Annotated in this window: 27 protein-coding genes and 1 pseudogene; 16 read left to right on the plus strand and 12 right to left on the minus strand. The window is 68.8% G+C overall.

Annotation, left to right across the window (positions count from 1 at the left end):
* Positions 1-219: 219 nt before the first annotated feature.
* Both aceB and aceA read right to left on the minus strand, forming a co-directional pair.
* Positions 220-1,824, minus strand: coding sequence for a malate synthase A (aceB, locus tag ACLJRM_RS39760; protein ID WP_410603076.1), 1,605 nt, complete (start codon positions 1,822-1,824; stop codon positions 220-222).
* Between the two features lie 105 nt (positions 1,825-1,929).
* Positions 1,930-3,216 (minus strand): isocitrate lyase, encoded by a 1,287-nt coding sequence (aceA, locus tag ACLJRM_RS39765; RefSeq protein ID WP_410666003.1) that lies wholly within the window; start codon positions 3,214-3,216, stop codon positions 1,930-1,932.
* 228 nt (positions 3,217-3,444) lie between these two features.
* Here aceA and ACLJRM_RS39770 point away from each other — a divergent pair, with 228 nt between their 5' ends.
* Positions 3,445-4,872 carry a short-chain fatty acyl-CoA regulator family protein gene (locus ACLJRM_RS39770; protein ID WP_101610009.1) on the plus strand — a complete coding sequence of 476 codons (1,428 nt, stop codon included), beginning with the start codon at positions 3,445-3,447 and terminating at the stop codon, positions 4,870-4,872.
* Positions 4,873-4,950: 78 nt separating this feature from the next.
* Positions 4,951-5,775: an NAD(P)H-binding protein gene (locus ACLJRM_RS39775; protein WP_410666004.1), complete on the plus strand. Its 825-nt coding sequence runs from the start codon at positions 4,951-4,953 to the stop codon at positions 5,773-5,775.
* Positions 5,776-5,859: 84 nt separating this feature from the next.
* Here ACLJRM_RS39775 and ilvA read toward each other — a convergent pair whose 3' ends face one another.
* Positions 5,860-7,116, minus strand: a complete 1,257-nt coding sequence (gene ilvA, locus ACLJRM_RS39780; RefSeq protein ID WP_101610012.1) for a threonine ammonia-lyase IlvA — start codon at positions 7,114-7,116, stop codon at positions 5,860-5,862.
* 91 nt (positions 7,117-7,207) lie between these two features.
* Here ilvA and ACLJRM_RS39785 point away from each other — a divergent pair, with 91 nt between their 5' ends.
* Complete coding sequence (locus ACLJRM_RS39785) at positions 7,208-7,774, plus strand: NADAR family protein (protein WP_174720453.1); 567 nt, start codon at positions 7,208-7,210, stop codon at positions 7,772-7,774.
* Here ACLJRM_RS39785 and ACLJRM_RS39790 read toward each other — a convergent pair.
* The gene (locus ACLJRM_RS39790) at positions 7,771-8,529 is read right to left on the minus strand and encodes an acyltransferase (RefSeq protein WP_101610013.1); all 759 of its coding nucleotides are present in this window, start codon (positions 8,527-8,529) and stop codon (positions 7,771-7,773) included. The genes ACLJRM_RS39785 and ACLJRM_RS39790 overlap by 4 nt on opposite strands.
* Positions 8,530-8,582: 53 nt before the next feature.
* Here ACLJRM_RS39790 and ACLJRM_RS39795 point away from each other — a divergent pair, with 53 nt between their 5' ends.
* The 3 genes from ACLJRM_RS39795 (at position 8,583) to ACLJRM_RS39805 (ending at position 11,501) form a co-directional block, all read left to right on the plus strand.
* On the plus strand, positions 8,583-9,542 hold the full coding sequence (locus ACLJRM_RS39795; RefSeq protein WP_101610015.1) for a nucleoside hydrolase: 960 nt from the start codon (positions 8,583-8,585) through the stop codon (positions 9,540-9,542).
* Positions 9,542-10,669 carry an NlpC/P60 family protein gene (locus tag ACLJRM_RS39800; RefSeq protein WP_410603085.1) on the plus strand — a complete coding sequence of 376 codons (1,128 nt, stop codon included), beginning with the start codon at positions 9,542-9,544 and terminating at the stop codon, positions 10,667-10,669. The genes ACLJRM_RS39795 and ACLJRM_RS39800 overlap by 1 nt, the downstream gene beginning before the upstream one ends.
* Before the next feature lie 94 nt (positions 10,670-10,763).
* Positions 10,764-11,501 carry a Clp protease N-terminal domain-containing protein gene (locus tag ACLJRM_RS39805; RefSeq protein ID WP_410666005.1) on the plus strand — a complete coding sequence of 246 codons (738 nt, stop codon included), beginning with the start codon at positions 10,764-10,766 and terminating at the stop codon, positions 11,499-11,501.
* Between the two features lie 99 nt (positions 11,502-11,600).
* Here ACLJRM_RS39805 and ACLJRM_RS39810 read toward each other — a convergent pair whose 3' ends face one another.
* From ACLJRM_RS39810 to ACLJRM_RS39820, 3 genes are all read right to left on the minus strand, one after another.
* Positions 11,601-12,737 carry an FAD-dependent oxidoreductase gene (locus ACLJRM_RS39810; protein ID WP_410666006.1) on the minus strand — a complete coding sequence of 379 codons (1,137 nt, stop codon included), beginning with the start codon at positions 12,735-12,737 and terminating at the stop codon, positions 11,601-11,603.
* A gap of 100 nt (positions 12,738-12,837) precedes the next feature.
* A complete protein-coding gene (locus tag ACLJRM_RS39815) occupies positions 12,838-14,100 on the minus strand; it encodes a carboxylesterase/lipase family protein (protein WP_410666007.1) in 1,263 nt (420 codons plus the stop codon).
* Between the two features lie 11 nt (positions 14,101-14,111).
* Complete coding sequence (locus ACLJRM_RS39820; protein ID WP_101610022.1) at positions 14,112-15,017, minus strand: MBL fold metallo-hydrolase; 906 nt, start codon at positions 15,015-15,017, stop codon at positions 14,112-14,114.
* A 102-nt stretch (positions 15,018-15,119) separates the two neighbouring features.
* On the opposite strand from ACLJRM_RS39820, the gene ACLJRM_RS39825 reads away from it, so the two are divergent.
* Positions 15,120-16,130 (plus strand): helix-turn-helix domain-containing protein, encoded by a 1,011-nt coding sequence (locus ACLJRM_RS39825; RefSeq protein ID WP_410666008.1) that lies wholly within the window; start codon positions 15,120-15,122, stop codon positions 16,128-16,130.
* Here the strand turns inward: ACLJRM_RS39825 and ACLJRM_RS39830 are convergent.
* Positions 16,044-16,334 (minus strand): annotated as a pseudogene (locus ACLJRM_RS39830) (VOC family protein); the annotation flags it as partial. The gene ACLJRM_RS39825 and the pseudogene ACLJRM_RS39830 overlap by 87 nt on opposite strands.
* A gap of 164 nt (positions 16,335-16,498) precedes the next feature.
* On the opposite strand from ACLJRM_RS39830, the gene ACLJRM_RS39835 reads away from it, so the two are divergent.
* A complete protein-coding gene (locus ACLJRM_RS39835) occupies positions 16,499-16,900 on the plus strand; it encodes a MarR family winged helix-turn-helix transcriptional regulator (protein WP_233222992.1) in 402 nt (133 codons plus the stop codon).
* 1 nt (position 16,901) lies between these two features.
* Here the strand turns inward: ACLJRM_RS39835 and ACLJRM_RS39840 are convergent, their stop codons facing one another.
* The gene (locus tag ACLJRM_RS39840) at positions 16,902-17,336 is read right to left on the minus strand and encodes a hypothetical protein (protein ID WP_101610027.1); all 435 of its coding nucleotides are present in this window, start codon (positions 17,334-17,336) and stop codon (positions 16,902-16,904) included.
* Between the two features lie 129 nt (positions 17,337-17,465).
* On the opposite strand from ACLJRM_RS39840, the gene ACLJRM_RS39845 reads away from it, so the two are divergent.
* The 3 genes from ACLJRM_RS39845 to ACLJRM_RS39855 are packed head-to-tail and all read left to right on the plus strand — an operon-like array spanning position 17,466 to position 18,940.
* Positions 17,466-17,927 carry a nuclear transport factor 2 family protein gene (locus ACLJRM_RS39845; protein WP_233222991.1) on the plus strand — a complete coding sequence of 154 codons (462 nt, stop codon included), beginning with the start codon at positions 17,466-17,468 and terminating at the stop codon, positions 17,925-17,927.
* The gene (gene lexA, locus ACLJRM_RS39850; protein ID WP_093935513.1) at positions 17,905-18,561 is read left to right on the plus strand and encodes a transcriptional repressor LexA; all 657 of its coding nucleotides are present in this window, start codon (positions 17,905-17,907) and stop codon (positions 18,559-18,561) included. The genes ACLJRM_RS39845 and lexA overlap by 23 nt, the downstream gene beginning before the upstream one ends.
* A 37-nt stretch (positions 18,562-18,598) precedes the next feature.
* Positions 18,599-18,940, plus strand: a complete 342-nt coding sequence (locus tag ACLJRM_RS39855; RefSeq protein WP_101610030.1) for a VOC family protein — start codon at positions 18,599-18,601, stop codon at positions 18,938-18,940.
* Positions 18,941-18,942: 2 nt separating this feature from the next.
* On the opposite strand, the gene ACLJRM_RS39860 is transcribed toward ACLJRM_RS39855, so the two are convergent.
* Positions 18,943-19,110 carry a DoxX family protein gene (locus ACLJRM_RS39860; RefSeq protein ID WP_410666009.1) on the minus strand — a complete coding sequence of 56 codons (168 nt, stop codon included), beginning with the start codon at positions 19,108-19,110 and terminating at the stop codon, positions 18,943-18,945.
* 78 nt (positions 19,111-19,188) lie between these two features.
* On the opposite strand from ACLJRM_RS39860, the gene ACLJRM_RS39865 reads away from it, so the two are divergent.
* From ACLJRM_RS39865 to ACLJRM_RS39880, 4 genes are all read left to right on the plus strand, one after another.
* Positions 19,189-19,797: a TetR/AcrR family transcriptional regulator gene (locus ACLJRM_RS39865; protein WP_101610033.1), complete on the plus strand. Its 609-nt coding sequence runs from the start codon at positions 19,189-19,191 to the stop codon at positions 19,795-19,797.
* A 2-nt stretch (positions 19,798-19,799) separates the two neighbouring features.
* Complete coding sequence (locus ACLJRM_RS39870; protein ID WP_410603103.1) at positions 19,800-20,456, plus strand: enoyl-CoA hydratase/isomerase family protein; 657 nt, start codon at positions 19,800-19,802, stop codon at positions 20,454-20,456.
* Positions 20,457-20,544: 88 nt separating this feature from the next.
* On the plus strand, positions 20,545-21,396 hold the full coding sequence (locus ACLJRM_RS39875) for a DUF4436 family protein (protein ID WP_233222990.1): 852 nt from the start codon (positions 20,545-20,547) through the stop codon (positions 21,394-21,396).
* Positions 21,397-21,409: 13 nt separating this feature from the next.
* Positions 21,410-22,195, plus strand: a complete 786-nt coding sequence (locus ACLJRM_RS39880; protein WP_410666010.1) for an alpha/beta hydrolase — start codon at positions 21,410-21,412, stop codon at positions 22,193-22,195.
* Positions 22,196-22,200: 5 nt separating this feature from the next.
* On the opposite strand, the gene ACLJRM_RS39885 is transcribed toward ACLJRM_RS39880, so the two are convergent.
* Together ACLJRM_RS39885 and ACLJRM_RS39890 are read right to left on the minus strand one after the other, a co-directional pair.
* The gene (locus tag ACLJRM_RS39885) at positions 22,201-23,178 is read right to left on the minus strand and encodes an acyl-CoA desaturase (RefSeq protein WP_174720454.1); all 978 of its coding nucleotides are present in this window, start codon (positions 23,176-23,178) and stop codon (positions 22,201-22,203) included.
* A 434-nt stretch (positions 23,179-23,612) separates the two neighbouring features.
* Positions 23,613-24,476 (minus strand): nitroreductase/quinone reductase family protein, encoded by an 864-nt coding sequence (locus ACLJRM_RS39890; RefSeq protein WP_410666011.1) that lies wholly within the window; start codon positions 24,474-24,476, stop codon positions 23,613-23,615.
* Between the two features lie 376 nt (positions 24,477-24,852).
* Here ACLJRM_RS39890 and ACLJRM_RS39895 point away from each other — a divergent pair, with 376 nt between their 5' ends.
* A complete protein-coding gene (locus ACLJRM_RS39895; protein ID WP_410666012.1) occupies positions 24,853-26,109 on the plus strand; it encodes a DUF222 domain-containing protein in 1,257 nt (418 codons plus the stop codon).
* The last annotated feature ends 13 nt before the right edge of the window (positions 26,110-26,122 follow it).

Genomic DNA, 26,122 nt, shown 5'->3' on the forward strand with positions numbered 1-26,122 from the left:
TCGCCGTCGGCGGAACGCGAAGGCCCCGCCCACCGGGGTGTGGTGGTGAGCGGGGCCTCCGCGACAACGCGCGCCCGACAGCGCTACCGGAAGGAGCGCGCGCGTGAATCGGGTCCGGCGGCGGGGAGCCTCCGCCACCGGACCCGTTGGGCCACACCGTCCCAAACCGGTGTGGAACCCGGCCGCCCCGCGTCAGGTAGGGGCGGCCGGAGCCTCGTGTCAGTGCGTGGTCAGGTACCGCGCGTACGCACCGGTCGTCAGGAAGCTCGGCAGCTTCTCGCCCAGCGCGGTCTCGGTGAAGATCTCGTACGCGTCGCCGAGACGGTTGCCCTCGCCCAGTTCGGACCGCACCGACGCCAGCTCTTCGTCCAAATAGGACACGGTGAGCTCGTGGGTGAGCGCGGTGCCGTCTTCGAGCTTGGTGCCGTTGCGGATCCACTGCCAGATCTGGCAGCGCGCGATCTCGGCGGTGGCGGCGTCCTCCATCAGGTTGTGGATCGCCGCCGCGCCGGTCCCGCGCAGCCAGGCGTCGATGTAGCGCAGCGCGACGTTGATGTTGGCGCGGACACCGGCTTCGGTGACCTCGCCACCGGCACTGGCGACGTCGAGCAGGTCCTCGGCGGTGACGACGACGTCCTCACGGAGCTTGCCGAGCTGGTTGGGCCAGCCGCCGAGGACACCGTCGAACACCTCGCGGCAGACCGGGACGAGGCCGGGGTGCGCGACCCACGAGCCGTCGAAGCCGTCGTTCGCCTCGCGTTCCTTGTCCTGGCGGACCTTGTCGAGCGCGGTCGCGTTGATCTCCGGGTCCTTGCTCGGGATGAACGCGGCCATGCCGCCGATGGCGTGCGCCCCGCGCTGGTGGCAGGTGCTCACCAGCAGTTCGGTGTAGGCACGCATGAACGGGACGGTCATCGTCACCTGCGCGCGGTCCGGGAGCACGAAGTCCGCGCCGTGCGAGGAGAAGTTCTTGATGACGCTGAAGATGTAGTCCCAGCGGCCGGCGTTGAGCCCGGCGACGTGCTCGCGCAGTTCGTAGAGGATCTCCTCCATCTCGAACGCGGCGGTGATCGTCTCGATCAGCACGGTCGCCCGGATGGTGCCGCGCGGGATACCGAGTTCCCGTTGCGCCAGCAGGAAGACGTCGTTCCACAGCCGCGCTTCGAGGTGGTTTTCGAGCTTCGGCAGGTAGAAGTACGGGCCGCTGCCGCGGGCCAGCAGCTGGCGTGCGTTGTGGAAGAAGTAGAGACCGAAGTCGACCAGGCTCGCCGAAACCGGGCGGCCGTCGATGCGGATGTGCTTCTCCACCAGGTGCCAGCCGCGCGGGCGGGCGACGATCGTCGCGGGCTCGTCGCCGATCGTGTAGCGCTTGCCCGCCTCGGTGGTGAAGTCGATGTTGCGGCGGATCGCGTCGAACAGGTTGAGCTGGCCGTCGATGACGTTGTGCCAGGTCGGCGAGGTCGCGTCCTCGAAGTCGGCGAGCCAGACCTTGGCGCCGGAGTTGAGCGCGTTGACCGTCATCTTGCGGTCGGTCGGGCCGGTGATCTCGACGCGGCGGTCTTCGAGACCGGGCGCGGCCGGGGCGACCGACCAGCTGCTGTCTTCGCGGATCGAGCGCGTCTCGGGCAGGAAGCCCAGCGGCTTCTCGCCGGACTGCAGCTCTTCGCGGCGCAAGCGGCGCGCGTCGAGCAACTCGCGGCGACGACCGGCGAACGCGTTGTCGAGCTTGGCCACGAAGTCCAGCGCGGCCGGGGTGAGGATCTCGTCGAACCGGGCTCCGGCGGGTCCGCAGACGTCGATCCGGTAGTTCAGCTTCTCAACCATGGTGTGCCTCCGCTGGGCTTCGCGAAAGAGAGTTAGAGGGGAAGAGGGGAGGTGGCGGTCTCCCGGGGTCGAAAGACCGCCACCTCCTCACCTACTTGCGAGGGATCAGAACTGCTCGGCCTCGGTGGAGCCGGCGAGCGCGGTCGTGGAGCTGGTCGGGTTCAGCGCGGTCGCGACGTTGTCGAACCAGCCGGTGCCGACCTCGCGCTGGTGCTTCGTGGCGGTGTAACCGCGGTCCTCCGAAGCGAACTCGCGCTCCTGCAGGTCGACGTAGGCGGTCATGCCCTCGCGGGCGTAACCGTGCGCCAGGTCGAACATCGAGTAGTTCAGGGCGTGGAAGCCGGCCAGGGTGATGAACTGGAACTTGTAGCCCATGTGGCCGAGCTCGCGCTGGAACTTCGCGATCGTCGCGTCGTCCAGGTGCTTCTTCCAGTTGAACGACGGCGAGCAGTTGTAGGCCAGCATCTGGTCCGGGTACTTCGCCTTGATCGCCTCGGCGAACTGGCGGGCGACCTCGAGGTCCGGCTTGGAGGTCTCCATCCACAGCAGGTCGGCGTACTCGGCGTAGGCCAGACCGCGGTCGATACAGGGGTCGATGCCGTTGGTGACGTTGTAGAAGCCCTCGGCGGTGCGCTCGCCGGTGACGTACTTGCGGTCACGCTCGTCGACGTCGCTGGTGATCAGCGTCGCGGCCTGGGCGTCGGTGCGGGCGACGATCAGCGACGGCACGTTCAGCACGTCCGCGGCGAGGCGGGCGGCGTTCAGCGTGCGCTCGTGCTGCTTGGTCGGGATCAGCACCTTGCCGCCGAGGTGGCCGCACTTCTTCTCGGACGCGAGCTGGTCCTCCCAGTGCACACCCGCGGCACCGGCGGCGATCATGCCCTTCATCAGCTCGAAGGCGTTGAGCGGGCCACCGAAGCCGGCCTCGGCGTCGGCGACGATCGGGGCGAACCAGTCGGTTTCGGTGTTGCCCTCGGCCCAGTTGATCTGGTCGGCGCGGCCCAGCGCGTTGTTGATGCGGCGGACGACGGCGGGCACCGAGTTGGCCGGGTAGAGGCTCTGGTCCGGGTAGGTCTGGCCGGAGAGGTTGGCGTCGGCGGCGACCTGCCAGCCGGACAGGTAGATGGCCTTGAGGCCGGCGCGGACCTGCTGCACCGCCTGGTTGCCGGTCAGCGCGCCCAGCGAGTGGACGTAGTCCTCGGTGTGCAGGAGGTCCCAAAGCTTCTCGGCACCGCGGCGGGCGAGCGTGTGCTCCTCGACCACGCTGCCGCGCAGCTTGACCACGTCAGCGGCCGAGTACGACCGCTTCACTCCCGCCCAGCGGGGGTCGGTCTCCCACTGCTTGGTCAGTTCGGCCGCCGCCTTCTCGAGCTGCTGCGCGTGCTCAGTCATCGGATTCTCCCGGTGTTGCGAAGTTTGCGAGTGATCGCCTTTCCTGATCCGACCCTGACATGACAGGGGAAATCCAATCCAGGCCTCCAATTTGCCAATTTCTGCGAAGCTTCCGTAGCATCTTGCAAAGGTTGCGAATCGCAGGTTCGCAAGCCGAGCGAAAATCCACGGGCTTGACCGTTAACTGAATCGTTCAGGCCCGGAAACCTTGCGGACAGAGAGGCCAGCGTGGACAAAACCTTCGCCGGAGCGAAGCTTCGGCATCTGCGCGAAAGCCGGTCGATGAGCCAGGCGGATCTCGCTCGTGTGCTGGAGATCTCACCCAGTTACCTCAACCAGATCGAGCACAACTCGCGTCCGTTGACCGTCCCGGTGCTGCTTCGCATCACTCAAGCGTTCGGAGTGGACACCGAGTTCTTCGCGAACAACGACACCGCACGGCTGGTGGCGGATGTGAAAGAGGCGCTGCTCGACGAGGTCCTCGGCATCGACGTCACCACCAGCGAGCTGAACGACCTCGCCACGAACCTGCCGACGATCGCGCAAGCACTGGTCAAACTGCATCGCAGCTACCGCAACTCGGTCGAGAACACCGCCGCGCTGACCACGGAGAACGGGCTGGGCATGCACGGCAGCGCGGCCGGGTCGTTGCCGCACGAGGAGGTCCGGGACTTCTTCTACGAGCGGGAGAACTACGTCGCCGAGCTGGACGAACGCGCCGAACGGATGGCGCACGACATCCCGCTGCAGCGCGGCCGGGTGCTCGCGGCGCTGAAGGAGACGCTGATCCAGCGCTACGGCGTCGATGTCACGAACGAAGGCATCGACGAGGCCAACGGCGAGCAGCACCGGTACGAACCGGGGCCGCGGGTGCTGCGGCTGGCGCCGAGCCTGCGCGTCGGGCAGCAGGCGTTCCGGATGGCTTCGCAGATCGCCCTGCTCGACTACGACGACCTGATCACCGAGCTCGCCGACTCGTGGGCCTTTTCCGGTCCCGCCGCGCGTTCGCTGGCGAGGGTCGGGCTGGCGAACTACTTCGCGGGCGCCCTGATCCTCCCCTATGGACCGTTCCTCTCCACCGCGGAACGCTTCCGCTACGACATCGAGCGGCTGTGCGACCACTTCGGCGTCGGCTTCGAGACGGTCTGCCACCGGCTCTCGACGTTGCAGCGGCCGAAGAACCGCGGCGTGCCGTTCTCGTTCGTGCGCGTCGACCGGGCGGGGAACATGTCGAAACGCCAGTCCGCGGCCGGTTTCCACTTCTCCCGGGTCGGCGGCGCCTGTCCACTGTGGAACATCTACGAGGCGTTCACCCAGCCGGGCAAGATCCTCACCCAGATCGCGACGCTTCCCGACGGCAAGAGTTATTTCTGGATCGCGCGGACGGTGTCCCGCAACATCGGCGGTTACGGCAGCCCCGGCAAGACGTTCACCGTCGGTCTCGGCTGCGAACTACGGCACGCGAAACGGCTGATCTATTCGACCGGGCTCGATCTCGACGACCGTGACGCGGCCACCCCGATCGGCATGGGTTGCAAAGTCTGCGAACGCCCGGCCTGCTCGCAGCGCGCGTTCCCGACGATCGGCAAGCAGCTGACCGTCGACGAGAACACCAGCACCTTCGTCCCGTACCCGGCGGTGCCCAAGGCGCCTTGAGCCGTCTTGATCTCCCTGGCAGGGTTGCCGACGACGGCCGTCGCCTGTGACGGCGGCCACCGCACTGGGGAGAACTTCATGATCTTGGTGACCGGAGCAGGCGGGAACGTCGGCACGGAACTGACCACAATCCTGGCGCGCGGCGGGCATCCCGTCCGGGCGCTGGTCCGCACGCCGCGCCCGCTGCCGGACGGGGCCGAAGGCGTGCCGGGCGATCTCAACGAACCGGCGAGCCTGAAACCCGCGCTGGACGGTGTCCGGGCGGTGTTCCTGCTCGGCGGCTACGACCACATGGCGGGCGCGCTCGAGGTGATGCGGGACGCGGGCGTCGAGCAGGTCACCCTGCTGTCGTCGCGTTCGGTCGCCGGCGCGCACGCGGACAACGCCGTGGCCGGGACGCACATGGCGGCCGAGGCGGCGGTGCGCGCGTCGGAGCTGGCGTGGACGTTCCTGCGGCCGAGCGGGTTCATGTCGAACACGCTGCAGTGGGCCGCGCAGCTCCGGGCGGGTGACGTCGTCCGCGAGCCGTTCGCGAACGTGCCGGTGGCGACGATCGATCCGTACGACATCGCCGCCGTCGCCGCGGAATCCCTGACCACGCCGGGGCACGAGGGACGGGCGTACGCCATCACCGGTCCCGGCTCGCTCCTGCCCGCCGACAGGCTGCGGGTGCTGGGCGAACTGCTGGGCCGCGACCTGCGGCTGGAGCCGCTGTCGAACACCGAAGCCCGTGTGAAGATGAGCGCGGAGATGCCGGAGAAGTACGTCGACGCCTTCTTCCGCTTCTTCGCCGAGGGCGAGTTCGACGACTCCGAGGTCACGGGTGCCGTCCAGGACCTCACCGGACGGGAGCCGCGGCCGTTCGCCGCCTGGGCGCGTACCCACCTCGCCGCCTTCCGCTAGCCGCGATTCGTCCTCTAGTTGCGGTAGTTGCACGCGCAAGGACCGCAACTAGAGGACGAAACGCGGGCGTCAGACCAGGCAGCGTCAGACCAAGAAGTGGAAGAGCGGGCTGCCGGGTTCGACGCGCTCCACCTGCAGCGGGCTCACGTCCAGCCGGTGCAGCAGGCCCTCCAGGTCACCGGCCCGCGCGAGTTCGATGCCGATCAGCGCGGGGCCGGTCTCGCGGCTGTTGCGCTTCACGTACTCGAACCGCGTGATGTCGTCGTCCGGCCCGAGGACCTCGTCGAGGAACCGCCTCAGCGCACCGGGCTCCTGCGGGAATCCCACCAGGAAGTAATGCTTCAGTCCTTCGTGGATCAACGACCGTTCGAGCACTTCGCCGTAGCGGCTGACGTCGTTGTTGCCGCCGGACACGACGCACACCACGATCTGGCCGGGGTCGATCTTCACCGTCGAGCCCAGCGACGCGGCCGCGAGCGCGCCCGCGGGTTCGGCGATCACGCCGTCGGACTGGTACATCGCGAGCATTTCCGTGCACACCGCGCCCTCGGCGACGTCGGTGAGTTCGACGCCGCCGTCGCGGACCAGCGGATACGTCACCGATCCGGCCAGCGCGACCGCCGCACCGTCGACGAACGTGTCGACGCCTTCGAGCCGCACCGGCTCGCCCGCCGCGAGCGCGGCGGCCATACAGGTCGCGCCCGCCGGTTCGACCCCCACGATCCGCATCTCCGGCGCCCGCTCCGCGGCCCACGCGGCGATCCCCGCGAGCAGGCCGCCACCGCCGACCGGCACCACCATGACGTCCGGGACGAACCCGAGCTGCGCGACGACCTCCATCGCGACCGTGCCCTGTCCGGCGACCGTCTCCGGCGCGTCGAAAGCGGGGACCAGCGTCGCGCCGGTGCTCTCCGCGTCCTGCTTCGCGGCGGTGAAGGCGTCTTCGTAGGTCTCGCCGACGACGATGACCTCGATATGCGAACCGCCCAGCGTCGCGATCCGCTCACGCTTCTGCCGGGGAGTCGTGCCCGGCACGTAGACACGGCCTGTCGCGCCGAGACGGCGGCACGCGTACGCGACACCCTGCGCGTGGTTGCCCGCGCTCGCGCAGACGACGCCGCGTTCCCGGTGCGCCGCGTCGAGCTGGACGATGAAGTTGTAGGCACCGCGGATCTTGTACGAGCGCACGGTCTGGAGGTCTTCGCGTTTGAGCCAGACCCGGGCGTCGACCCGTGCCGAGAGCCGCTCGTTCGGTTCCAGCGGCGTGCGGGTCACCACCCCGGCCAGTCGTTTCGCGGCCTCTTCGACCGTTCGGGCGCTCACCGTTTCGATCCCTTGCACGAATGCTGAATGTACCTACCACCTCGGGCCACGTCGGAGAGTGGTCCAGTGGGTGCGCGGGATGTCGGTGGCCTGTGGTCCACTGGACGCCATGGTGAGCAAGGTCGACGGAGTCCGGAGTCTCGATGCGTTGCGCGAGCTGGTCCACAGTGGCGCGGAGCCCGAGTACCAGCTCTTCTACGGCCACACCCCGCTCAAGAGCGGCCGGGTCAACGCGGCCTGCCTGAGCCAGTGGTGGCTGGCGCCGTTCGTCGCGGGCGGCGAGCGGTACCCGACGGCCGAGCACTACATGATGGCGAGCAAGGCCGAACTGTTCGGCGATTACGAGGCCGCGGAGAACATCCGTCAGGCGCCGGACCCCAAAACCGCCAAGATCCTCGGCCGCGAGGTCTCGGGCTTCGACGGGGACAAGTGGGAGCGGCACCGCTTCGACATCGTCGTCGACGGGAACCTGGAGAAGTTCCGCCAGCACGCCGAACTGAGCGAGTTCCTGCTGAGCACGGGCGACAAGGTGATCGTCGAGGCGTCGAAGATGGACCTGGTTTGGGGCAGTGGCGTCGCCCGTGACGACAAGAACGCCACGCGCCCCGACTACTGGCGCGGGCAGAACCTCCTGGGCTTCGCGCTCATGGAGGTCCGCGAGCAGCTGCGCGGCTAGTTGTCGACGCCCAGGGTCTTCTGGAGCGCCTTGTTCGCCTTGCGTGCCATGTCCGCGACAGCCTCGCGACGCGCGGCGTCGGCGGCGTAGTCGTCCTGCCGGTTCCGCACCACGCGGGCGGGCGAGCCGACGGCGATCGAGTAGTCCGGGATGTCGCCCCGCACCACCGCGTGCGCACCGAGGACGCAGCCGCGGCCGACCCGCGTGCCCTTGAGCACGGAGACCTTGGTGCCGATCCAGGTGTCCGGCCCGATCCGCACCGGCGACTTCACGATGCCCTGATCCTTGATCGGGACGGTGATGTCGGTGGTGACATGGTCGAAGTCGCAGATGTACACCCAGTCCGCGACGAGTGTGGCCGCGCCGAGTTCGATGTCGAGATAGCCGTTGAGGACGTTCTGGCGCCCGAACACCGCCTTGTCGCCGATGCGCAGCGAACCCTCGTGGCAGCGGATCGCGTTGCCGTCGCCGATGTGCACCCAGCGGCCGATCTCCAGCCGCCCGTAGCCGGGACGGCAGTGGATCTCGACGTCCTTGCCGAGGAACACCATGCCGCGCAGGATGATGTGCGGATTCGCGACGCGGAACTTCATCAGCCGCCAGTACCGGACCAGGTACCAAGGCGTGTAGGCGCGGTTTCGCAGCACCCAGCGCAGCGAATCCTTGGTCAGGAACTTCGCCTGACGCGGATCACGACGGGCCTGGCCCCAAGCGCGGAGCCGGGACAACGCGGGCGCACCCCACATGGACGTCATACCGGTGACCGTAACCTGTGATCAGGCCGCCGACCGCAAAGGGGAGCACGCGTATGGGCACCAAGCTGATCATCGACACGGACCCGGGGGTCGACGACGCCTTCGCGCTGGCCTTGGCCACGCAAGCCGAGGACGTCGACCTGCTGGGCGTGACCACGGTGTTCGGCAACGTGCCGTTGAGTCACACCACCGCCAACGCCCGCAACCTGTTGCAGCTTTTCGGCCGCGAGGACGTCCCCGTCGCCGCCGGCGCGGAGCGGCCGCTGGTGTACGACAACGCCAAACCCGCCGGTTTCGTCCATGGTCAGGACGGTCTTTCCGGGCACGCGGGCACTTTGCCGGAGGCGAAGCGCGCGCTCGACGAACGCGGCGCCGTCCGCCTGCTGGTGGATCTGCTGGAAGCCGCCGACGAGCCGGTGACCATCGCCCCGATCGGCCCGCTCACGAACATCGCGCTGCTGCTGGCGGCCCATCCGCAGATCCGCGAGAAGATCGGCCGGATCGTCATCATGGGCGGCGGGGTGGCCAAGGGGAACTCCACCACGGCCGCCGAATTCAACATCTGGAGCGATCCCGAGGCCGCCCGCCGGGTACTGGTCGACGGGGACATCCCGACGGTGCTGGTCCCGCTGGACCTCACGCACCAGTGCTCGGTCGACACGGCCTGGCTCGGCAAACTCGCCGCGTCCGGCCCGCTCGGCGCGGCACTCGAAGCGCTCACGCCCACGTACGTCGAGCACTACACCCCCGTCCTCGGTTTCCCCGGGATGGTCATGCACGACGCGGTCGCGGTGGCCGAGGCGATCCGGCCGGGCATCCTCGGCACCGAGTCGTACCCCGTGGACGTCGAGTGCGGCTTCGGCCCCGCGCGCGGGGCGACACTGGTGGACCGGCGAAGGCTGCGGAGCACCGATCCGCAGGCCGTGCCGGGCCGCACCATCGACGTCGCGCTGACCACCGACGTCGACGCCTTCCGCGAGTTCGTGCTCAGCCGCATCGTCGGGGGTCTGTGATGGAGCAGGAAACCTCCCGCCGCCGCAGACTTCCGGTGATCATCGCCGCCGTCGTCGTCGCGGGCGCCGCCCTGGTCGCCGCCATCACCTTCGCGCCGAAGGACGAACCGAAGCCGGAAGCCGCCGCCGTCCAGTCGTCGGTCGTCCCCGCGCCGCCGACGTCGTCGTCCGCGCCCGCGGAGATGCCGAAGGAACAGCCGAAGGTCCCGCAGCAGATGGGCAAGGAGTTCGACGCCTGGGTGTCGAAGACCAGCGGCTGGCTCGACATCCCGTTGCGCGCGATGACCGGCTACGCGAAGACCACCGTGACACTGAGCAAGGACACGCCGGGCTGCCGCCTGTCCTGGGTGACTCTCGCGGCACTCGGGAAGATCGGCTCCGACCACGGCCGCGCCAAGGGGTCGAGCCTCAACGACGCCGGGGTGATGACCGTTCCGCTCGGCACGGTCGAGGTCCGCGACTTCTACAACAAGGTCGTGTCCACCCCGAACGCGAGCGGACCGCTGCAACTGGCGCCGTCGGTCTGGGGCCAGTTCCAGGCTTCGGCGAGCGGCGCCAAGCCGGATCCGCAGAACATCGACGACGCCACGCTCACCGCCGGACGTGCCCTGTGCGCGAACGGCCGCGACCTCGGCCAGGGCCAGACGTGGTGGAACGCGGTGAGCACGCTGCAGCCCGCGCCGCTGCTGATGCACCGCACGCTCGCGACGGTGAACGTCTACGGCACCGTCGGCCAAAGCCCGCAACCGCCGAACACGGCGGCGCTGAGCGCGGTCAACTTCGCCATCGACAAGATCGGGCTGCCCTACGTCTGGGGCGGCAACGGCACCGGCGGCGGCGACCCCGGCTTCGACTGCTCCGGCCTGACGACGGCCGCGTACGCCAGCGCCGGCGTCAAGCTCATGCGCACCGCCCACACGCAGTACCACAGCGTGAGCAAGGTGAACGATCCCCAGCTCGGCGACCTGATCTTCTACGGCGAGCCGAACACGAAGATCCACCACGTCGGGCTCTACATCGGGAACCAGCAGATGATCGACGCCCCGCAGACCGGGCAGGCGGTGCAGGTGCACACCTACCGGAAGCAGGGCGACGACTACGCCGGAGCGGGCCGCCCGGCCGCCTGACCAGCCGGAAGGCCCAGAACACCCGCCGCCAGTTGCCTCTAACCCCAAGTAGGGTTATAAATGGGGTTACAAGCAACCGGGAGGAGCGGCCGCGATGCCGAAGATCAACGTGTATCTGCCCGACGAGCTGGCCGAAGGGGTCAAGGCGGCCGGGGTGCCGGTCTCGGCGATCTGCCAGCGGGCGCTGGAGCAGTCGGTCCGGCGCGTGACGGCGATCCGGGCGACCGTGCTGGGCGATCTGGAGACCGAGGACACGACGGCGCAGCTCTCGCAGTTCACTGAACGCACGCGCAGCGTGCTCAAACTCGCGATCGAGCAGGCCCGGGCGAGCGGCGCCGCCGACGTCGGCACGGAACACCTGCTGCACGGAATGCTCACCGAAGGGACCAATCTCGCCCTGCACGTGCTGCGCGCGATGGAGATCGATCCCGCGCACGTGGCACGCGCGCTGGCCACCGCCTCCGCGACACCGGAGGCCGCCGAAGCCGCGCCGGCGACACGGTTCAGCGGCCCCGCGGCCAACGCGCTGGAGCTGGCCGTGACCGAGGCTCTCGCGCTGGGGCACAACTACGTCGGCTGTGAACACCTCCTGCTCGGCCTCGTCAGCGAACCCGACGGAACGGCCGGGCACGTCCTGCGGGAGTCGGGCGTCGACCTGCGCACCGCGCGCCGGACGGTCGTGGCCGCGCTCACCGGCTACACCCACCTCCGCGCCCAGACGAGCGCCAAGGCACCCGCGGACGCCGCGGCCATGATCACCGCCGCGGTCCGTCAGGAACTGCGTCCCGTCCTCGATCGCCTCGACCGGCTGGAAGAACGAGCGGGCGACTGATCGTCCACAAAGGACACATCGTGCGAATCCTCTCGTCCGCCACGCTGGCCCTGCTCACCGCGATCCTGGTGCTCATCGTGACGGGAACGGTGTGACCGCCTAGGACTTCCGCTGCACGGCCTCGAACATGACGAGCAACCGCTCAGGGACTTCATCACCGAAGATGCTTTCCAGCAGGAAGTCCTCGTCGAGGGGCGTCTCACAGCGGACGAACATGGCCTGTTCGTACTCGGCGAGCGCTGCCTCGACGTCGCCGGGACGCGCGGCGAGGGTCTTGCCGAGCTCGGCGCCGTCGAGCATCGCCAGGTTGGCGCCTTCGCCGTTCGCCAGCGCGAGATGCGCGGCGTCGCCGAGCAGGGTCACCCCCGGGACGCGATCCCACCGCAGCCCGAACGGCAGGGCATAGGCGGGCCGGTGGATCGGCGCGATGTCGCTGTCGGTGATCAGCGCGGTGAGTTCCGGAGCCCAGCCTTCGAACTCCGCCGCGATCCGCGCCTTGGCGGCCTCGGCGTCGGCGAAGTCGACGGTGCCGAACCAGTCCAGCGGTTTGCCGAGTTCCACGTAGGCGTGCAGGGTGTCGCCGGATTCCCGATGGGCGTTGATGCTCAACCCCTGTTCTCCCCCGTTCCCGAACATCGACCCGCCGCCGACCGTTTTCGCCACGCCGGGGTGCCGGGTGTCGGCGTCGTACAGATAGGTCTCGACGATCGACGTGCCGGCGTACTCGGGGATGGCGTCCGTGAGCAGCGGCCGGATGCGTGACCAAGCGCCGTCGGCGCCGACCAGGAGCTCGGCGACGACGGTGCGGCCGTCGTCGAACGTCACCTCGTGGCGGCCGTCTTCGAGCGTCCGGGCGCCGACGGCCTTGTACCCCCACCGGACAGTGCCTTCGGGGAGCGAATCGATCAGCATCCGCCGCAGATCGCCGCGCTGCGCCTCGGGACGGCCGCCCGTGCCGTCGTCTTCCCTCTCGAACAGGACGGTCCCGTCCATGTCGAAGACCCGCAACGCCTGGCGGCCCTCCAGGACGATGCCCTGGAACTCGTCCCTCAGGCCCGCCGCCTCGAGGGCGAGTTGCCCGTTGTAGTCGTGGATGTCGAGCATCCCGCCCTGCAAGCGCGCGGTGGGGGACGCTTCCGCTTCGTAGACCTCCGCCGGGATTCCGTGGACGTGCAGGACACGGGCCAGCGTGAGGCCGCCGAGTCCGGCTCCGATGATCGTGACCGGTGTGCGCATGGTGACTCCTCGAGTTCGCGACTGGAATGACATTCCAGAGACTGTCGCGGACCGCTGGCAGGCCACGCACACGACGCTGGCACCGGCCTGGCACGCCCTGTCAGCCGAAGAACTCGACAGCGTCCCGTGTCCAGCCGGGGTCCCCGGTCCTGGCGAACGCGACCCACGCGCCGTGCATCTTGGCCGCGAGGCCCGCCGGGGCGGGATCAGGGCCGAGCAGACCGGTATCCCCGTGCAGCCACGGCTCGTCGGCGAGGTCGAAAACGAACGGCAGCTCGACGGTGTGGGCGGCGCCGAGACGTCCGTCCAGCGCCGTCGAGTGGTAGCCGAACGAATAGACGTGAGCGCGGCCGTGAGCACGCGCCAGACGTGCCGTACCGGTCCCGAACAGCGTGTCCCCGAGCGCGGTGGCCTCGTCTTTCGCCGCGCTGTAAAGGTTTCCTTCCTCGGTGTTGGTGCCGATGAGCAGCTCCGCCTCGGCCACGAGACTGTCGGCGGGCTGGACCGGCAGCACGAGGCTGAACGGACTCAGCCCGGCCAAGGGATCCGAAGCTGTCTCGGTCCGCAGATCGAGACCGGCCAGGGCGGGCAGGATTTCCAGGAACCGCTCGTCCGGGATCTCCCCGAACGCTTCGGCGGAAGGTTCGGCTCCCAGCGCCGAAGCCGCGGCGGCGGTCACCCGGCGCGCTTGCTCCGGCGTGAAGGCGCCGGTACCGCTGCCGCTCTGGACGATCGCCCGCCGGAACAAGCCCGTCGCCTCCGGCGTCGCCAGCAGCGCCCCGGTGAGCGTGGCACCTGCGGACTGCCCGAAGACGGTGACGTTGTCCGGGTCGCCCCCGAAGAGCGCGACCGTGTCGCGCACCCAGCCGAGCGCGGCGAGCACGTCGAGCAGCCCCCGGTTGGAGGGCGCACCGTCCAGGTCGAGGAATCCGGGGACGCCGAGGCGGTAGTTCACCGTCACCAGGACGACGCCGTCGCGGGCGAAGGCCTTCCCGTCGTAGAGCGCGGCGCGGGTCGAGCCGGTGACGAAACCGCCACCGTGCACGAAGACCATCACCGGCCGTCCGCCGTCGTCCGCGGCGGGCGTCCGGACGTCGACGGTCAGGTACTCCTCGCCCCGCACCCAGCCCGGGCCGAAGTAGGGAGTCATGTCGAGACGGCCGAAGTCGCGGACGGGCTGGGGAGCCGTCGGTGAGGGCAGTGTCGCGTCGCGGACGCCGGACCAGCCCGGATGCGGCGCGGGCCGCCGGAAACGGCCGGGCCCGATCGGCGCCGCCGCGTACGGGATGGCGCGGTAGAGCTCGCCGAAGGAGTCGCGAAGGCCGCGCACGGCGCCCGCGGGGGTTTTTACTTGCGGAGACACGAAAACTCCTCTCAGGAGAGGTGGGAGAAACCCGCCCACCGCGAGATCGCGAACTTCGGGCCCCGGCGCTCGACCCTCAAGGCGCCTTGCGCGCCGAAGTGCGCGGGGAAGACGAGCGCGTTGCTGTCGGCGGCGTCACCGAGCACCTTGTGCCGGCTGGCCCGGGATCCGGCCGGATCCTCGCAATAGGGCGAGTTGCTGTCCGGCTCCACGATCTGCACCGCGGTGTGCACGAGATCCCCCACGAACAACGCCTTCTCCCCACCGGATTCCAGGGTGAGCACGGACGAGCCGGGGGTGTGCCCGGGGGCGAGATCGAGCCGCAGATTCCGGTCGATCCGGTGGGTCCCGTCCCACAGGTGGGTCAGGCCCGCCTCGTGCACCGGCGCGACGCTGTCCTCGAAGACGTTCTGATTTCCGCGTCCCAGCACGGAATCGTGCTCCTCCGCGGGGTTCCAGAACTCGAAGTCCGGCCGCGGCATCAGATACGTGGCGTTCGGGAAGGTCGGCACCCAGGTGCGGCCGTCGAGCCGGGTGTTCCAGCCGACGTGGTCGATGTGCAGGTGGGTGTTGACCACGACGTCGACGTCCTCCGGCCGCACACCGGCGGCCTCGAGGTTGTCGAGGTAGGCGGTGTCGAGACGGTTCCACACCGCCGCGTAGGGCCGGTCCTTGTGGTTGCCGACCCCGGTGTCGACGAGGATCGTGCGCCCCTCGCTGCGCAGCACCCAGGACTGGAGTGCCGCGTGGCACTCGTTCGTCTCGGGGTTCCAGAAGTCGGGCGCCAGCCAGCCGCGGTGTTCGTCCCACGCGCCGTCGGGGCTGTCGGGCAGGAATTCGGCCGGGGTCATCCCGAGCGAACCGTAGAACTCTTTGACCCGGGTGACCGTGACGTCCCCGATGGTGATCTCGTCCATGTGACCGAGCCTGGACACCGGGGCGCGCCCGGACCACGCCCCGCTTGTCCTCCCACCGGGAGGGTGTGGCTGAGACCCGCCCCGCGACGGATACTCGGGATCATGGACGGACCAGGACCGCTCGGCGACTTCCTGCAGGCACGGCGGGCGCGGCTGCGGCCGGAAGACGTCGGCCTCCGCGATCTCGGACCACGCCGCCGGGTCGCCGGGCTCCGGCGTGAGGAGCTGGCCCAGCTCGCGGGCGTCAGCGTCTCGTACTACGCGCGGCTGGAGCAGGGCATGTCGCGCGGCGCCTCGGCCGAAGTGCTCGACGCGATCGCCCGCGCGCTCCTGCTGGACGGCCACGAACGCGAACACCTCGACAGGCTCGCCGGTGCCGCCCGCCGCGCGCCGCGGGCACGCCGCCCCCGGCCCGAGAAGCTCCACGACGAGACCCGGGATCTCCTGCGCACAGTCGCCGCTCCCGCACTGGTGCTCGGCCGTCGCTCGGATGTCCTGGCGTGGAACGGCCTCGGCCACGCGCTGCTGGCCGGGCACCTCGGCTTCCACGCCCCGGAGGATCCGGCGCGACGGCCGAACATGAGCCGGATGCTGTTCCTGGACCCGCACAGCCGGGAGCTGTACGTCGACTGGAAGCGGAAGATCCGCGCGGTGGTCGGCAATCTGCGGATCGCCGTCGGCAGGCATCCCGACGATCCGCTGCTCGCGGAACTGATCGGCGAACTGACGATGAAGAGCACCGAGTTCGTCGCGCTCTGGGGCGACCATCGCGTGCAGCCCTGCGACGCCGCGGCCTACGAGCTGCACCATCCGGTCGTCGGCCCGGTGACGGTCACCCAGCAGACCCTGTCGATCGCCCGTTCACCGGACCAGCTGCTCATCGTGTGCACGACCCCCGCCGGCTCCCCCGGTGAGCAAGGGCTCAAGCTGCTCGGGCAGGCACGGTCAGGCCTTGTCGTGGATCGTGATCACGTAACCGTCCGGGTCCGAGAAGGCGAACGTACGGCCGAACGGCCCGTCGAACGGCTCCGTGACGATGGGAGTGCCCGCCGCGGCCAGCCGGTCGTGCAGCGGTTGCGCGTCATCGGCGTGAAGCCACAGCGCCACTCCTGATCCCGGCCCCGGGGACACGGCGTCCAGATCCATCCCCGGCACGGGTTCCCGCACCGCGAACGGGATCGTCCCGGTGCCGAACACCACCGCGTGAGGCGGCGCGACGGGCAGCCTGCGCAGGCCGAGCCGGGTCTCGTAGAACTCGGCCGCCCGGTCGAGATCGCGCACTTGCAGCGAAAGGAAATCGAGTCCGGTCACGGTCATTGTCGTCTCCCTTATGTCAGTGTGTTGACATCCGAAACGTATGTCATGATGCTGACATGAGTCAAGGCGGAGTTAATCGAGGAGAGGTTGATCGAGGAGAGGTTGATCAGGCAGAGGTTGATCAGGCAGAGCAGGTCGGACCGCTGGACCGAGCGGTCGGATACATGCTGAAGCGAGCGGCGACGGCGCTTCGCACGGCCATGGACACCGCTCTGCGCCCTCTCGATCTCACCGTGCCGCAGTACTCCTGTCTCGAAGTGCTCTCGCAACGACCGGGACTGTCCAACGCGGAACTGGCGCGAGCCGTGTTCGTCACCCGGCAGTCGATGAACCTGGTGCTGCGCGGGCTCCAGGACCGCGGACTGGTCACCCGGCCGCCGACCGCGCCCCAGGGCCGCGCCTTGCCGAGCACGCTCACCCCCGCCGGACGCGCGCAGCTCCACGTGGCCAGCATCGCCGTGCGCGTAGTGGAGAAACGGATGCTCGAACCGTTTTCAGCCGCTCATCAGGACCGGCTCCTGACCGATCTCGCCGCCTGCACCGCCGCGCTCGCGCCCGAGGAGTAGCTCAAGACCTCGTGTTCACGAGCGTCTCCGGCTTGAAGGCGTAGACGTCGCCATCCTGGACGAGCACGTGCCATTCCCCGCAGACCTTGTCGGTCCTGCTCTCCTGCCCCTGCGGCCACCACGGGGCGGCGAGCGTGGCCGCCTGCGTCGCCGCCGGCCCCGGCACGCAGGTCGAGGGCAGTTCCCCGCCGGCGAAGCGCAGGATCCGCTCCGAGCCCGTGGTCCGGATGACCTCCGTGATCGACATCGCCCGGTCCGGCACCCAGTCCGGCACCCGCGCGTCCTTGTCACGCTTGCCTTCCACGCCGGTCGGGTAGCCGACCGTCTTGACGTGGCCGTTCGCCCTCTCGGTCAAACCTTCCTTGAGACCGCATCCGGTCAGGGCGACCGTCGCCGTCGCCGCGGCCAGTACCGCCGCCGTGATCTTCGTGTTCATACGATCGAGTCAACCTCGCCGCAGCGCGCACGGGATCGGACTTTCGGTCCCGCCGGGGCGGCCATCCGGCCGATCTTCACGGCGGATATCCGCCAGCGCTCGCGGGCCCGCCGGACCACAGTGGTCGTCGTGACATCGACAACGGACGCCCTGTCCGTACTCAAAGGCATGTACGCGGCGGAAGCCGGTTACTTCGCCGCGGGAGGTCCCGGCAAGGCGACCTTCGCGCCGCTCGCCCCGTTCTTCTCCCCCGATGTGGTGCTGCATCAGGCGGACGGCCTGCCGTACGGCGGGATCTGGCGCGGCCACGAGGGGATGGAGCGGTTCTTCCTCGCCATGGGCGCCACCTGGGACGTTTTCGACATGGTGGAGCAGAGCTTCCTGAGCGAGACCAGCCCACTGGTCGTCCTGACCCACGTGCACGTCCGCGCCAGGACCACCGGCCGCGAGCTGGACTTCCCGATCCTGCAGACGATCACCGTCGAAGACGGTCGCATCGCCGAGGTGCGGCCGTTCTACTGGGACACCGCGGCGATCGCGGCGGCCTGCACGAACTACCATTCCGCTGATGACCGCCTACCACGATCTTGACGTGTTCGAGGAAGCCGCTTCCCTGCCGGAGCGTCAGCAGAAGATTCTGCTGACCATCCGCGAATGGGTGGTGGAGCACGGGTACTCGCCGAGCACGCGCGAGATCGGCGAAGCGGTCGGCCTGCGCTCGACGTCCTCGGTGTCGAAGCATCTGGCGGCCTTGGAGGAGAAGGGTTTCCTCCGCCGCAGCAGCTCGATCTCCCGCCCCATCGACGTCCGCGCCTTCCTGCACGGCACCACGTCGCGGGAATCCACAGAGGACTCCGTGCCGGTTCCCGTCGTCGGCGACATCGCCGCGGGAACGCCGATCTCGGCCGTCGAGCACGTCGACGACGTGATGACCCTTCCGCGTGAACTCACCGGGCGGGGCAACGTCTTCGGGCTGCGCGTGCGCGGTGACTCGATGATCGACGCGGCGATCTGCGACGGCGACATCGTCGTGGTGAAGCAGCAGCAGGAGGCGCACTCGGGCCAGATCGTCGCCGCGATGATCGACGAGGAGGCCACGGTCAAGGTGTACCGCCGCCGCGACGGTCACGTGTACCTCGAACCGCGCAACCCCGCCTACGAGGTCATCGACGGGGATCGCGCGGCCGTGCTGGGCGTCGTGGTCTCGGTCCTGCGCAGCGTCTGAGGAGTTTCTGTCGGTGGGCTGGAGTACCTTCCGGCCCATGTACGAAATCGACTTCGTCGAGTTCCCGTCGAGCTCGGCGGCGGGCTCGAGCCAGTTCTTCGAGAAGGCCTTCGGCTGGACGGCGACGCCGTACGGCCCGAAGTACACCGACGTCCAGAACGGCGGCGTGGTCTCGTTCGGTTTCCAGCAGGACACCGCGCAGCAGACGGCCGCGCCGCTGGTGACGATCCGCACCGACGACCTCGACCAGGCGAGGGGTTCCGTCGAGGCCGCGGGCGGGATCGTCACGGTGGAGCCGTTCTCGTTCCCCGGTGGGCGCCGGTTCCACTTCCGCGAGCCCGGTGGCTCCGAACTCGCGGTGTGGACCCCGGACTCCTGACCTCAGGCGGCGAAGCCGAGCACCAGCGAGGCCGCGACGCCGATCGCCGGCACCCACAGGCCGGCGATCAGGCCGAGCGTGCCCGCGGCCTTGGCGAGGCCGAGCAGGTTCCACCAGGCGTACGGAACGCCGTGGTCGGCCAGCGGCTGCACGACCCACTTGGCACGCACCGCGCGTGAACCACGTCACAACCTCATGAAGGCCCACCCGGCACCATTTTAGAGCAAGCGCTCTGTTACTCTCGCCCGATGGCTCGCCCCCGCGTGCACGACCTGGACCGGCTGCTCGACACAGCCGAGCGCCTCGTCGTCGAGGTCGGCGTCCGGGGCGTCACCGTCCGGTCCCTCGCGGCCGCCGCGGGAGTCCCCAACGGCACGATCTACCACGCTTTCGGCTCGGTCGGCGCGCTTCTGGCCCGCGTCTGGCTTCGCGCGGCGAGCGACTTCCTCGATCTCCAGACCGAACGGGCCGCCCAGGCGGAAGACCCGGCATCGGCGGTCGTGGCCGCGGCGGACACGCCGGCCGCGTTCGCCGTCCGGAGGATGGACGCGGCCCGCCTGCTCCTCACCGTCAAGAAGGAGCACCTCCTCGGCCCGCAGGTCCCCGAAGACCTCGCCGGCCGCCTTCTGGCGCTCGACAAACGGCTGGTCACGCTCCTGGTCGGGCTCGCCGAGAGGCTTTGGGACAGGTGTGACTCCCAAGCCGTCGAGGTACTCACGACCTGTGTGGTCGATCTGCCGACGGCCCTGTTCCGCCGCGCGTTCACCGCGGGCGAGCCGATCCCCGAAGACTCCCGGGTCCGGCTCGCCGCCGCGGTCCACGCCATACTCCTGCTCCCACCCCCACGAAAGGACTGACAATGCCGACTCTGCGTCACGACGCGCCGGTGTTCCTGCTGGACCTCGGAGACGACGAGAACCGCTTCTCCCCTGCCTGGCTGGAAACCGTGCATTCCCAGCTGGACACCGTCGTCGCCTATCCGGATCCCGCGGTACTGGTCACGGTCGGCTCCGGGAAGTTCTACTCGAACGGCCTCGACCTCGACTGGATCACCAACAACCCCGCCCAGGCCGCGCAGTACGTCGCCGACGTCCACGAACTGCTCGCCCGTGTGCTCACCCTCGGCGTGCACACGGTCGCCGCGATCAACGGGCACGCCTTCGGTGCCGGGGCGATGTTCGCGATGGCGCACGACTTCCGGGTGATGCGGGCCGATCGCGGGTACTTCTGCTTCCCCGAAGCCGACATCAACATCCCGTTCACCCCCGGGATGGCCGGGCTCATCCAGGGCAAGCTCACCCCCTCGGCCGCCATCGCGTCGATGACCACCGGACGGCGCTTCGGCGGCACGGACGCGCGGGACCTGGGGCTCGTGGACGCCGTCGCCGAGAAGTCCTCGCTGCTGGAGTACGCGGCCGACCTCGTCCGCCCGCTCGCCGGAAAGGACCGCGGCACGCTGTCCGCGATCAAGACGACGATGTTCACTCCGGCCCTCACCGCGCTTCGCGCCAAGTAAGGGCACAATCGTCGACTGCGAGCGCCGACATCACCCCTCAGCATGACAACGGCGGCCGAACCGGCCCCGGGCTGCCACGATGGCCGCCATGCGAAAGATCAATCCGGTGGTCAAGGCCGTCGCCACCGTGCTGGGCGTGGCGATCGCCGCCGGACTCGGCCTGTGGCTGCACGCCGCGGACCGGACCGCGGGCGACACCGGGCACTGGGTCGGCTCGCACGACCCGGACCGGATCGAGGTCAACGCCTCCGTATTGAAGGTGGACGCCGCCGCGCGGGAGGCCGTGCTGCGTGTGCTGGTCGTCCCGCTCGGCCGGTTCGGTGAGGACGACGGCGTCGCGCCGACCGGCGAGCTGCGGCTGCTGAACTCGTCCAGCCTCCGTGGCGACCACGTCTTCCCCGCGCACCAGCGGATCTCCAGTCTCGATCTCCCGATCGCGCTGACCGGCGGAGCCGTCACCGACTACCCCTTCGACGGCTACGAGGCGCGGATCGAGTTCGCGGCCGCCCACAACGGGGAACCCGCGCCCGTGCTGTTCACACTGGACAAAGTGGACAGTCTGTTCTCCTTCTCCGTCAAGGACTATCGCGCCTCAGACGACCAAGGCGGCCTCGACGTCCGGTTCAGCCGGTCCACCAGCGTGCTGGTCTTCGCCCTCTTCATGATGATCACCATGTGGGGTCTGGCCATCGCGGTGTTCTTCGGCGCGCGGCATCTGATCGCGCGACGGCGCGGCCTGGTCTGGCCGTCGTTCGGGTTCATGGCGGCGACGCTGTTCGCGCTCGCCGGATTCCGCAATCTCGCCCCGGGTTCGCCACCGATCGGCTCACTGCTGGACTACACGGCCTTCCTGTGGGCCGAGGTCGTCATCGCGTTGTGCGTCGTGGTCGCGGTGGTGACCGGCGCGATCACCGAACACGGCAAACCGGACGCGGGATGAGCATGATGGGGGCATGCGCAAGAAGGTGTTGACCGCGCTGGCGGTGGCCGTCACCCTCGTCGGGGTGGTCTTCGGTGGCGCGTTCGCCTTCCAGCGCAAGCTGATCTACCTCCCCGAGGGAGGTCCGCCGCCCGGTGCCGCCGACATCCTGCCCGGTGGCAGGGACGTCACGCTCACCACCTCGGACGGGCTGAGCCTCGCGAGCTGGTACTTCCCGGTCGCCGGCGCGAAGACGGCCGTGCTCGTCGCACCGGGCAACGCCGGGAACAGGTCGTTCCGCGCGCCGCTGGCCCGCGCGCTGACCGCACGCGGGCTCTCGGTGCTGCTCCTGGAGTACCGCGGCTACGGCGACAACCCAGGTGACCCCTCCGAAGCGGGGCTCGCACTGGACGCCCGCGCCGCACGGGACTTCCTGATCCGAGAGGCCGGGGTGCCGCTGGTGTACTTCGGCGAAAGCCTCGGCTCGGCCGTCGTCACCGAACTGGCCACCGAGCATCCGCCGTCGGCGCTCGTGTTGCGCTCGCCGTTCGTCGACCTCGCGTCGGTCGGACAGCGGCTCTACCCGTTCCTGCCGGTCCGGTGGCTGCTGCGGGACGAGTTCCCGACGCGGGACAACGTCGCGCGAGTGACAGCCCCGGTCACCGTCGTCTATGGGTCCTCGGACTCCGTCGTCCCTGCCGAGCAGAGCCGCGAAGTGGCGCGGGCGGCCGGCGCCAGGACGATCGAGGTCCCCGGCGCCGACCACAACGACCCGGCGTTCTCAGCCGGGCCGGAGCTGGTCGGCGCCATCGTGGGCTGACCGGCTCAGCTGCTCCGTCGTAGTGACAAGGAGTGGCCGGGGTTGAGCTTGCGGCCGAGCCTGTCGGCCTTCGGCCAACGGACGTCCGTCGCCCAGCCCACCTTCTCGAACAGCCAGATCAGCCGCGCGGAGATGTCGAGCTGGCCGCGGCGGACTCCGTGCCGGGCGCCGGTCGGGTCGGCGTGGTGGGAGTTGTGCCAGGACTCGCCCATCGAGGCGATGGCGAGCGGCCAGAAGTTGGCGGATTTGTCGCGGGCGGCGAACGGGCGGTCGCCGATCAGGTGACAGAGCGAGTTCACCGACCAGGTGACGTGGTGCAGCAAGGCGACACGGACGAGGCTCGCCCAGAAGAACGCGGTCAGCGCGCCCCACCAGGACATCGTGATCAGACCGCCGAGCACGGCGGGCGCGAGCAGTGTCACGACGGTGAGCAGCGGGAACAGTCGATCGACGCGGGCGATGTCGCGGTCGGCGAGCAGGTCCGGGGCGAACCGCTGCGCGTTGGTCTTCTCGCGATCGAACAGCCAGCCCATGTGGGCGTGCCAGAAGCCGCGGGCCAGCGCGGCCGGGCCGGTGCCGAACAGCCACGGGGAGTGCGGGTCGCCTTCACGGTCGGCGAAGGCGTGGTGGCGCCGGTGATCGGCCACCCAGCCGATGACAGGGCCCTGCATCGCCATGCTGCCGGTGACCGCGAGCGCGATCCGCAGGCCGCGGTTGGCCTTGAAGGCTCCGTGGGTGAAGTAGCGGTGGAAGCCGATGGTCACGCCGAGGCCGGTCAGGAAGTAGAACCCGACGGCCAGGCCGAGGTCCACCCAGCCGAGGCCCCAGCCCCACGCGAAGGGGACGGAAGCGGCCAAGGCCAGCAGGGGCACCACCGCGAACAACTTGACGAGAAGGTTTTCGGTGTTGGACTGCTCCCCGGACAACAGGGGTTGCGGTATCTGCCGCTCTTCGCTGTCCGGGGGTCTTAGGACTGAGGTCATGTCGCCGTTTCTTGTCGATGGCCTGATGAAGACGCGGCGCACGAAAGGCAATGCCCGCGACGAATTCTGCGCGAGCGTGCTTGGACAACACGACACCCAAAACGTTGGACCGCTTCGTCAACGAATGGCGTCGGCCGAAGGTTCCGGTGTGGGGTAAGAGGGTTCGCGAAAAAGATCCACGTATCGGTCACCCTGCGGGGTCGCGGGGTCGTAGCGCTCGTCCTGCGGGTCGAGCGGGTGGCTGAACAGCGCACTGTCCGTGCTGTGAGTTTTGACGATGAAACCTTTCGAATGGGACCGCTCGTTCGCGGTCTGCGGCGAGGCCAGGGGCTAATTCCGCCCGGCTCGCACTGAGATCGGCGTCACGCTGAGAGAGCGTCGCCACCTCCGAGGATACACGCCCTGGGGCCGAAACCCCAGGGCGTCCACCCCGATCAGCCGAAGGCCGGCGCCGGAGCAGTCACGTTGAGCGCGGCGACGACGGTTCGCTCCTCGTAGGCGAAATGTGCTTCGAGCTTGCCCGTGAGCGCGTCGAAGTCGTCACGCAACCGGACCGGATCACTCTCGCCGTGGACATAACCCTCGACGAGGTCCCGGATCCGCTTCTGCAGCGCCGCGACGACGACGTGATCCTCCCCGAGCTTCGTCAACGCGGGCGCGAGCGCGGGAAACCGTTGCGCCAACAGGGGAAACGCACCCAGGTCTTCCCCGGTGTGATGCTTCGTCAGCGCCTCGCAGAACGAAACACAGTGCGCCCGCAGGGATTTCTCCATGGTGAGCGAATCCGCGCGGCCCGCGACGATGTCGTCGACCCCGGCCCGCAACGTCTTGAGCTCCTCCCGGAGCCAGTCGTGGACTTCCACCACGAAGTCCCCCATCCCCCGCACCCTGTCGTCGATCCGGTGCAGGATCACCACGGGCAGGTCCCGCGTCGTTTTCGCCTGGTACTCGGCGAATCCCGGATCCTCGGCGACGACCTTCGCGAACAACGCGTCGCGCTCAACCGGCGGCGGAACGGCCGCGATCGCCTCGTAGCTCTCGGTCCCCGTCTCGATCGTGACCCGATGGTCGTGCCGAAGGTTGTGGTACCAGTCCGGATGCCTCGGCGCCCCCATGTTCGAAGCGACGACGACGGTCTTGCCGTCGATTTCGAGGTACCCCAACGGATTCGTCCGCCGCTTACCGCTCTTGGCGCCGATGGTGGTGAGCAGGATCAGCTCCCACCCCTCGAACATGCCGCCGAGCTTTCCCTTGTTACGCCTGAATTCCTCGATCACCTGGTCGTTGAAGCCGGTCAATGCGGTCCTTTCCCGTCGCTGTGTCGACAGGAGGGCGCGGAACCACCACCGGAAGAAGGCACGACGACAGCAACCCACTGGTACACAGGGGTTTTCGAGCACACCGCATGGAGGCGTCATCCCACGAAGCGGGGATGAGTGAATGCGAGAGACGGTGTGTGCCGACCTCTGGTGGCTGAGTAGCCGCTACCTCCATGCGTAGGCCCATACGGGGCTCGGGGACGAGGCTAGCACAAGGTCGACTTGTCCCGCACCCACCTTCTTCCTAAGCGTCCCTAAAGGCGCTTCGCCGCGCATTCTTACTCCCTATCGAGTGAAGCCGTGTCACATAAACATGCTATAGCACAGGTGTTCGAACGCAGGTAATGTCGATGCCGTGGCCAGCGACAACAGACCCCAGACGACGCGCACCGAGTGGTGGCGTGTCGATACCGCGACGCTGCATGCCCGTAAACAGGAACTCGAAGTTCTGAAGCGTCAATTGGATGCTGAGCAGAACGCGATTCTCGCGGAAATCAATATCCGTGGGGTTCGTGGGTCTTCGGGTCATGCGACGTTGTCGGCGATGATTTTCGAGGACTTCCACGTCACTGGCAAAGAAGCCGATGCTCGTGCTGATCGGGTGCTGGCGTTGCACGCCGGTGTGGCGGTGGGTGGTGATCGGGTACCGCCACTGGCTCCGTTGACCGCTGATGCCGCTGCGGAGGGTGCGATCGGTGGTTCGCAGATCGACGCGATCATCCGCACCTTGGCGCGGATCCCGTCTTTCGTCCCGGAGGAAAAGGTGCGGGGCGGGGAGAAGATTCTCGTGGATCTGGCCCGGCACGCCGGGCCCCGCACGATCGCCCAAGCCGGACGAAGACTCCTGGACAAGCTCGATCCCGACGGGAAAGAACCCCGCGACGAGAACCCCAAAGACACCCGACCGGAGTTACGGTTCGTCAAACACCGCAACGGCACCCTCGGCCTCAAAGGCACCCTCGACCTGGAAACCTACGCACGGTTGAAGTCCGACTTGGACCCGATGGCCAAACCCCACAAGGCCATCGACGGAGTCCGCGACTCCCGCACCCAAGACGAACGCTACGGGGACGCCTTCACCGACTACGTCCGGTTGAAAACCACCAGCCGCAACCTTCCCGGCCAGGCCGGGGAAGCCACCCACATTTTGGTCACCATGTCGTATGAGGACCTGATCCGAGACATCGGTGAAGCCCACCTCGATCTGGTCGGGCCGATCAGCGCCACCGACGCCCGCATCCTCGCCTGCGACGCCCGCGTCCGCCCCGGAGTCCTCGGCACCGCGGGCGAACCCTTGGATATCGGCCGGTCCAAACGCACCGTGTCACTGGCGCAGAAGTACGCGTTCACCATCCGCGATGGAGGGTGCGCCTTCCCGGGCTGTGATATGCCCGTGCCTCGCTGTACGGCTCACCATATTGTTTTCTGGCGACACCACGGCGAAACGAAAATCGACAATCTCGTGCTGCTCTGCACCAAGCACCATCGATTGATCCACCACAGCACTTGGAAAGTCCAGATCGCCCAAGACGGACTCCCCGAATTCACCGCACCCGCCTACCTCGACCCCACCGGCCAACCCCGACGCAACACCATGCACCTCAGGACATAGGCCGAACAGTCAC

Origin of the sequence: Amycolatopsis sp. lyj-84 (genome assembly GCF_046549075.1) — a bacterium.
Classification (GTDB): domain Bacteria; phylum Actinomycetota; class Actinomycetes; order Mycobacteriales; family Pseudonocardiaceae; genus Amycolatopsis.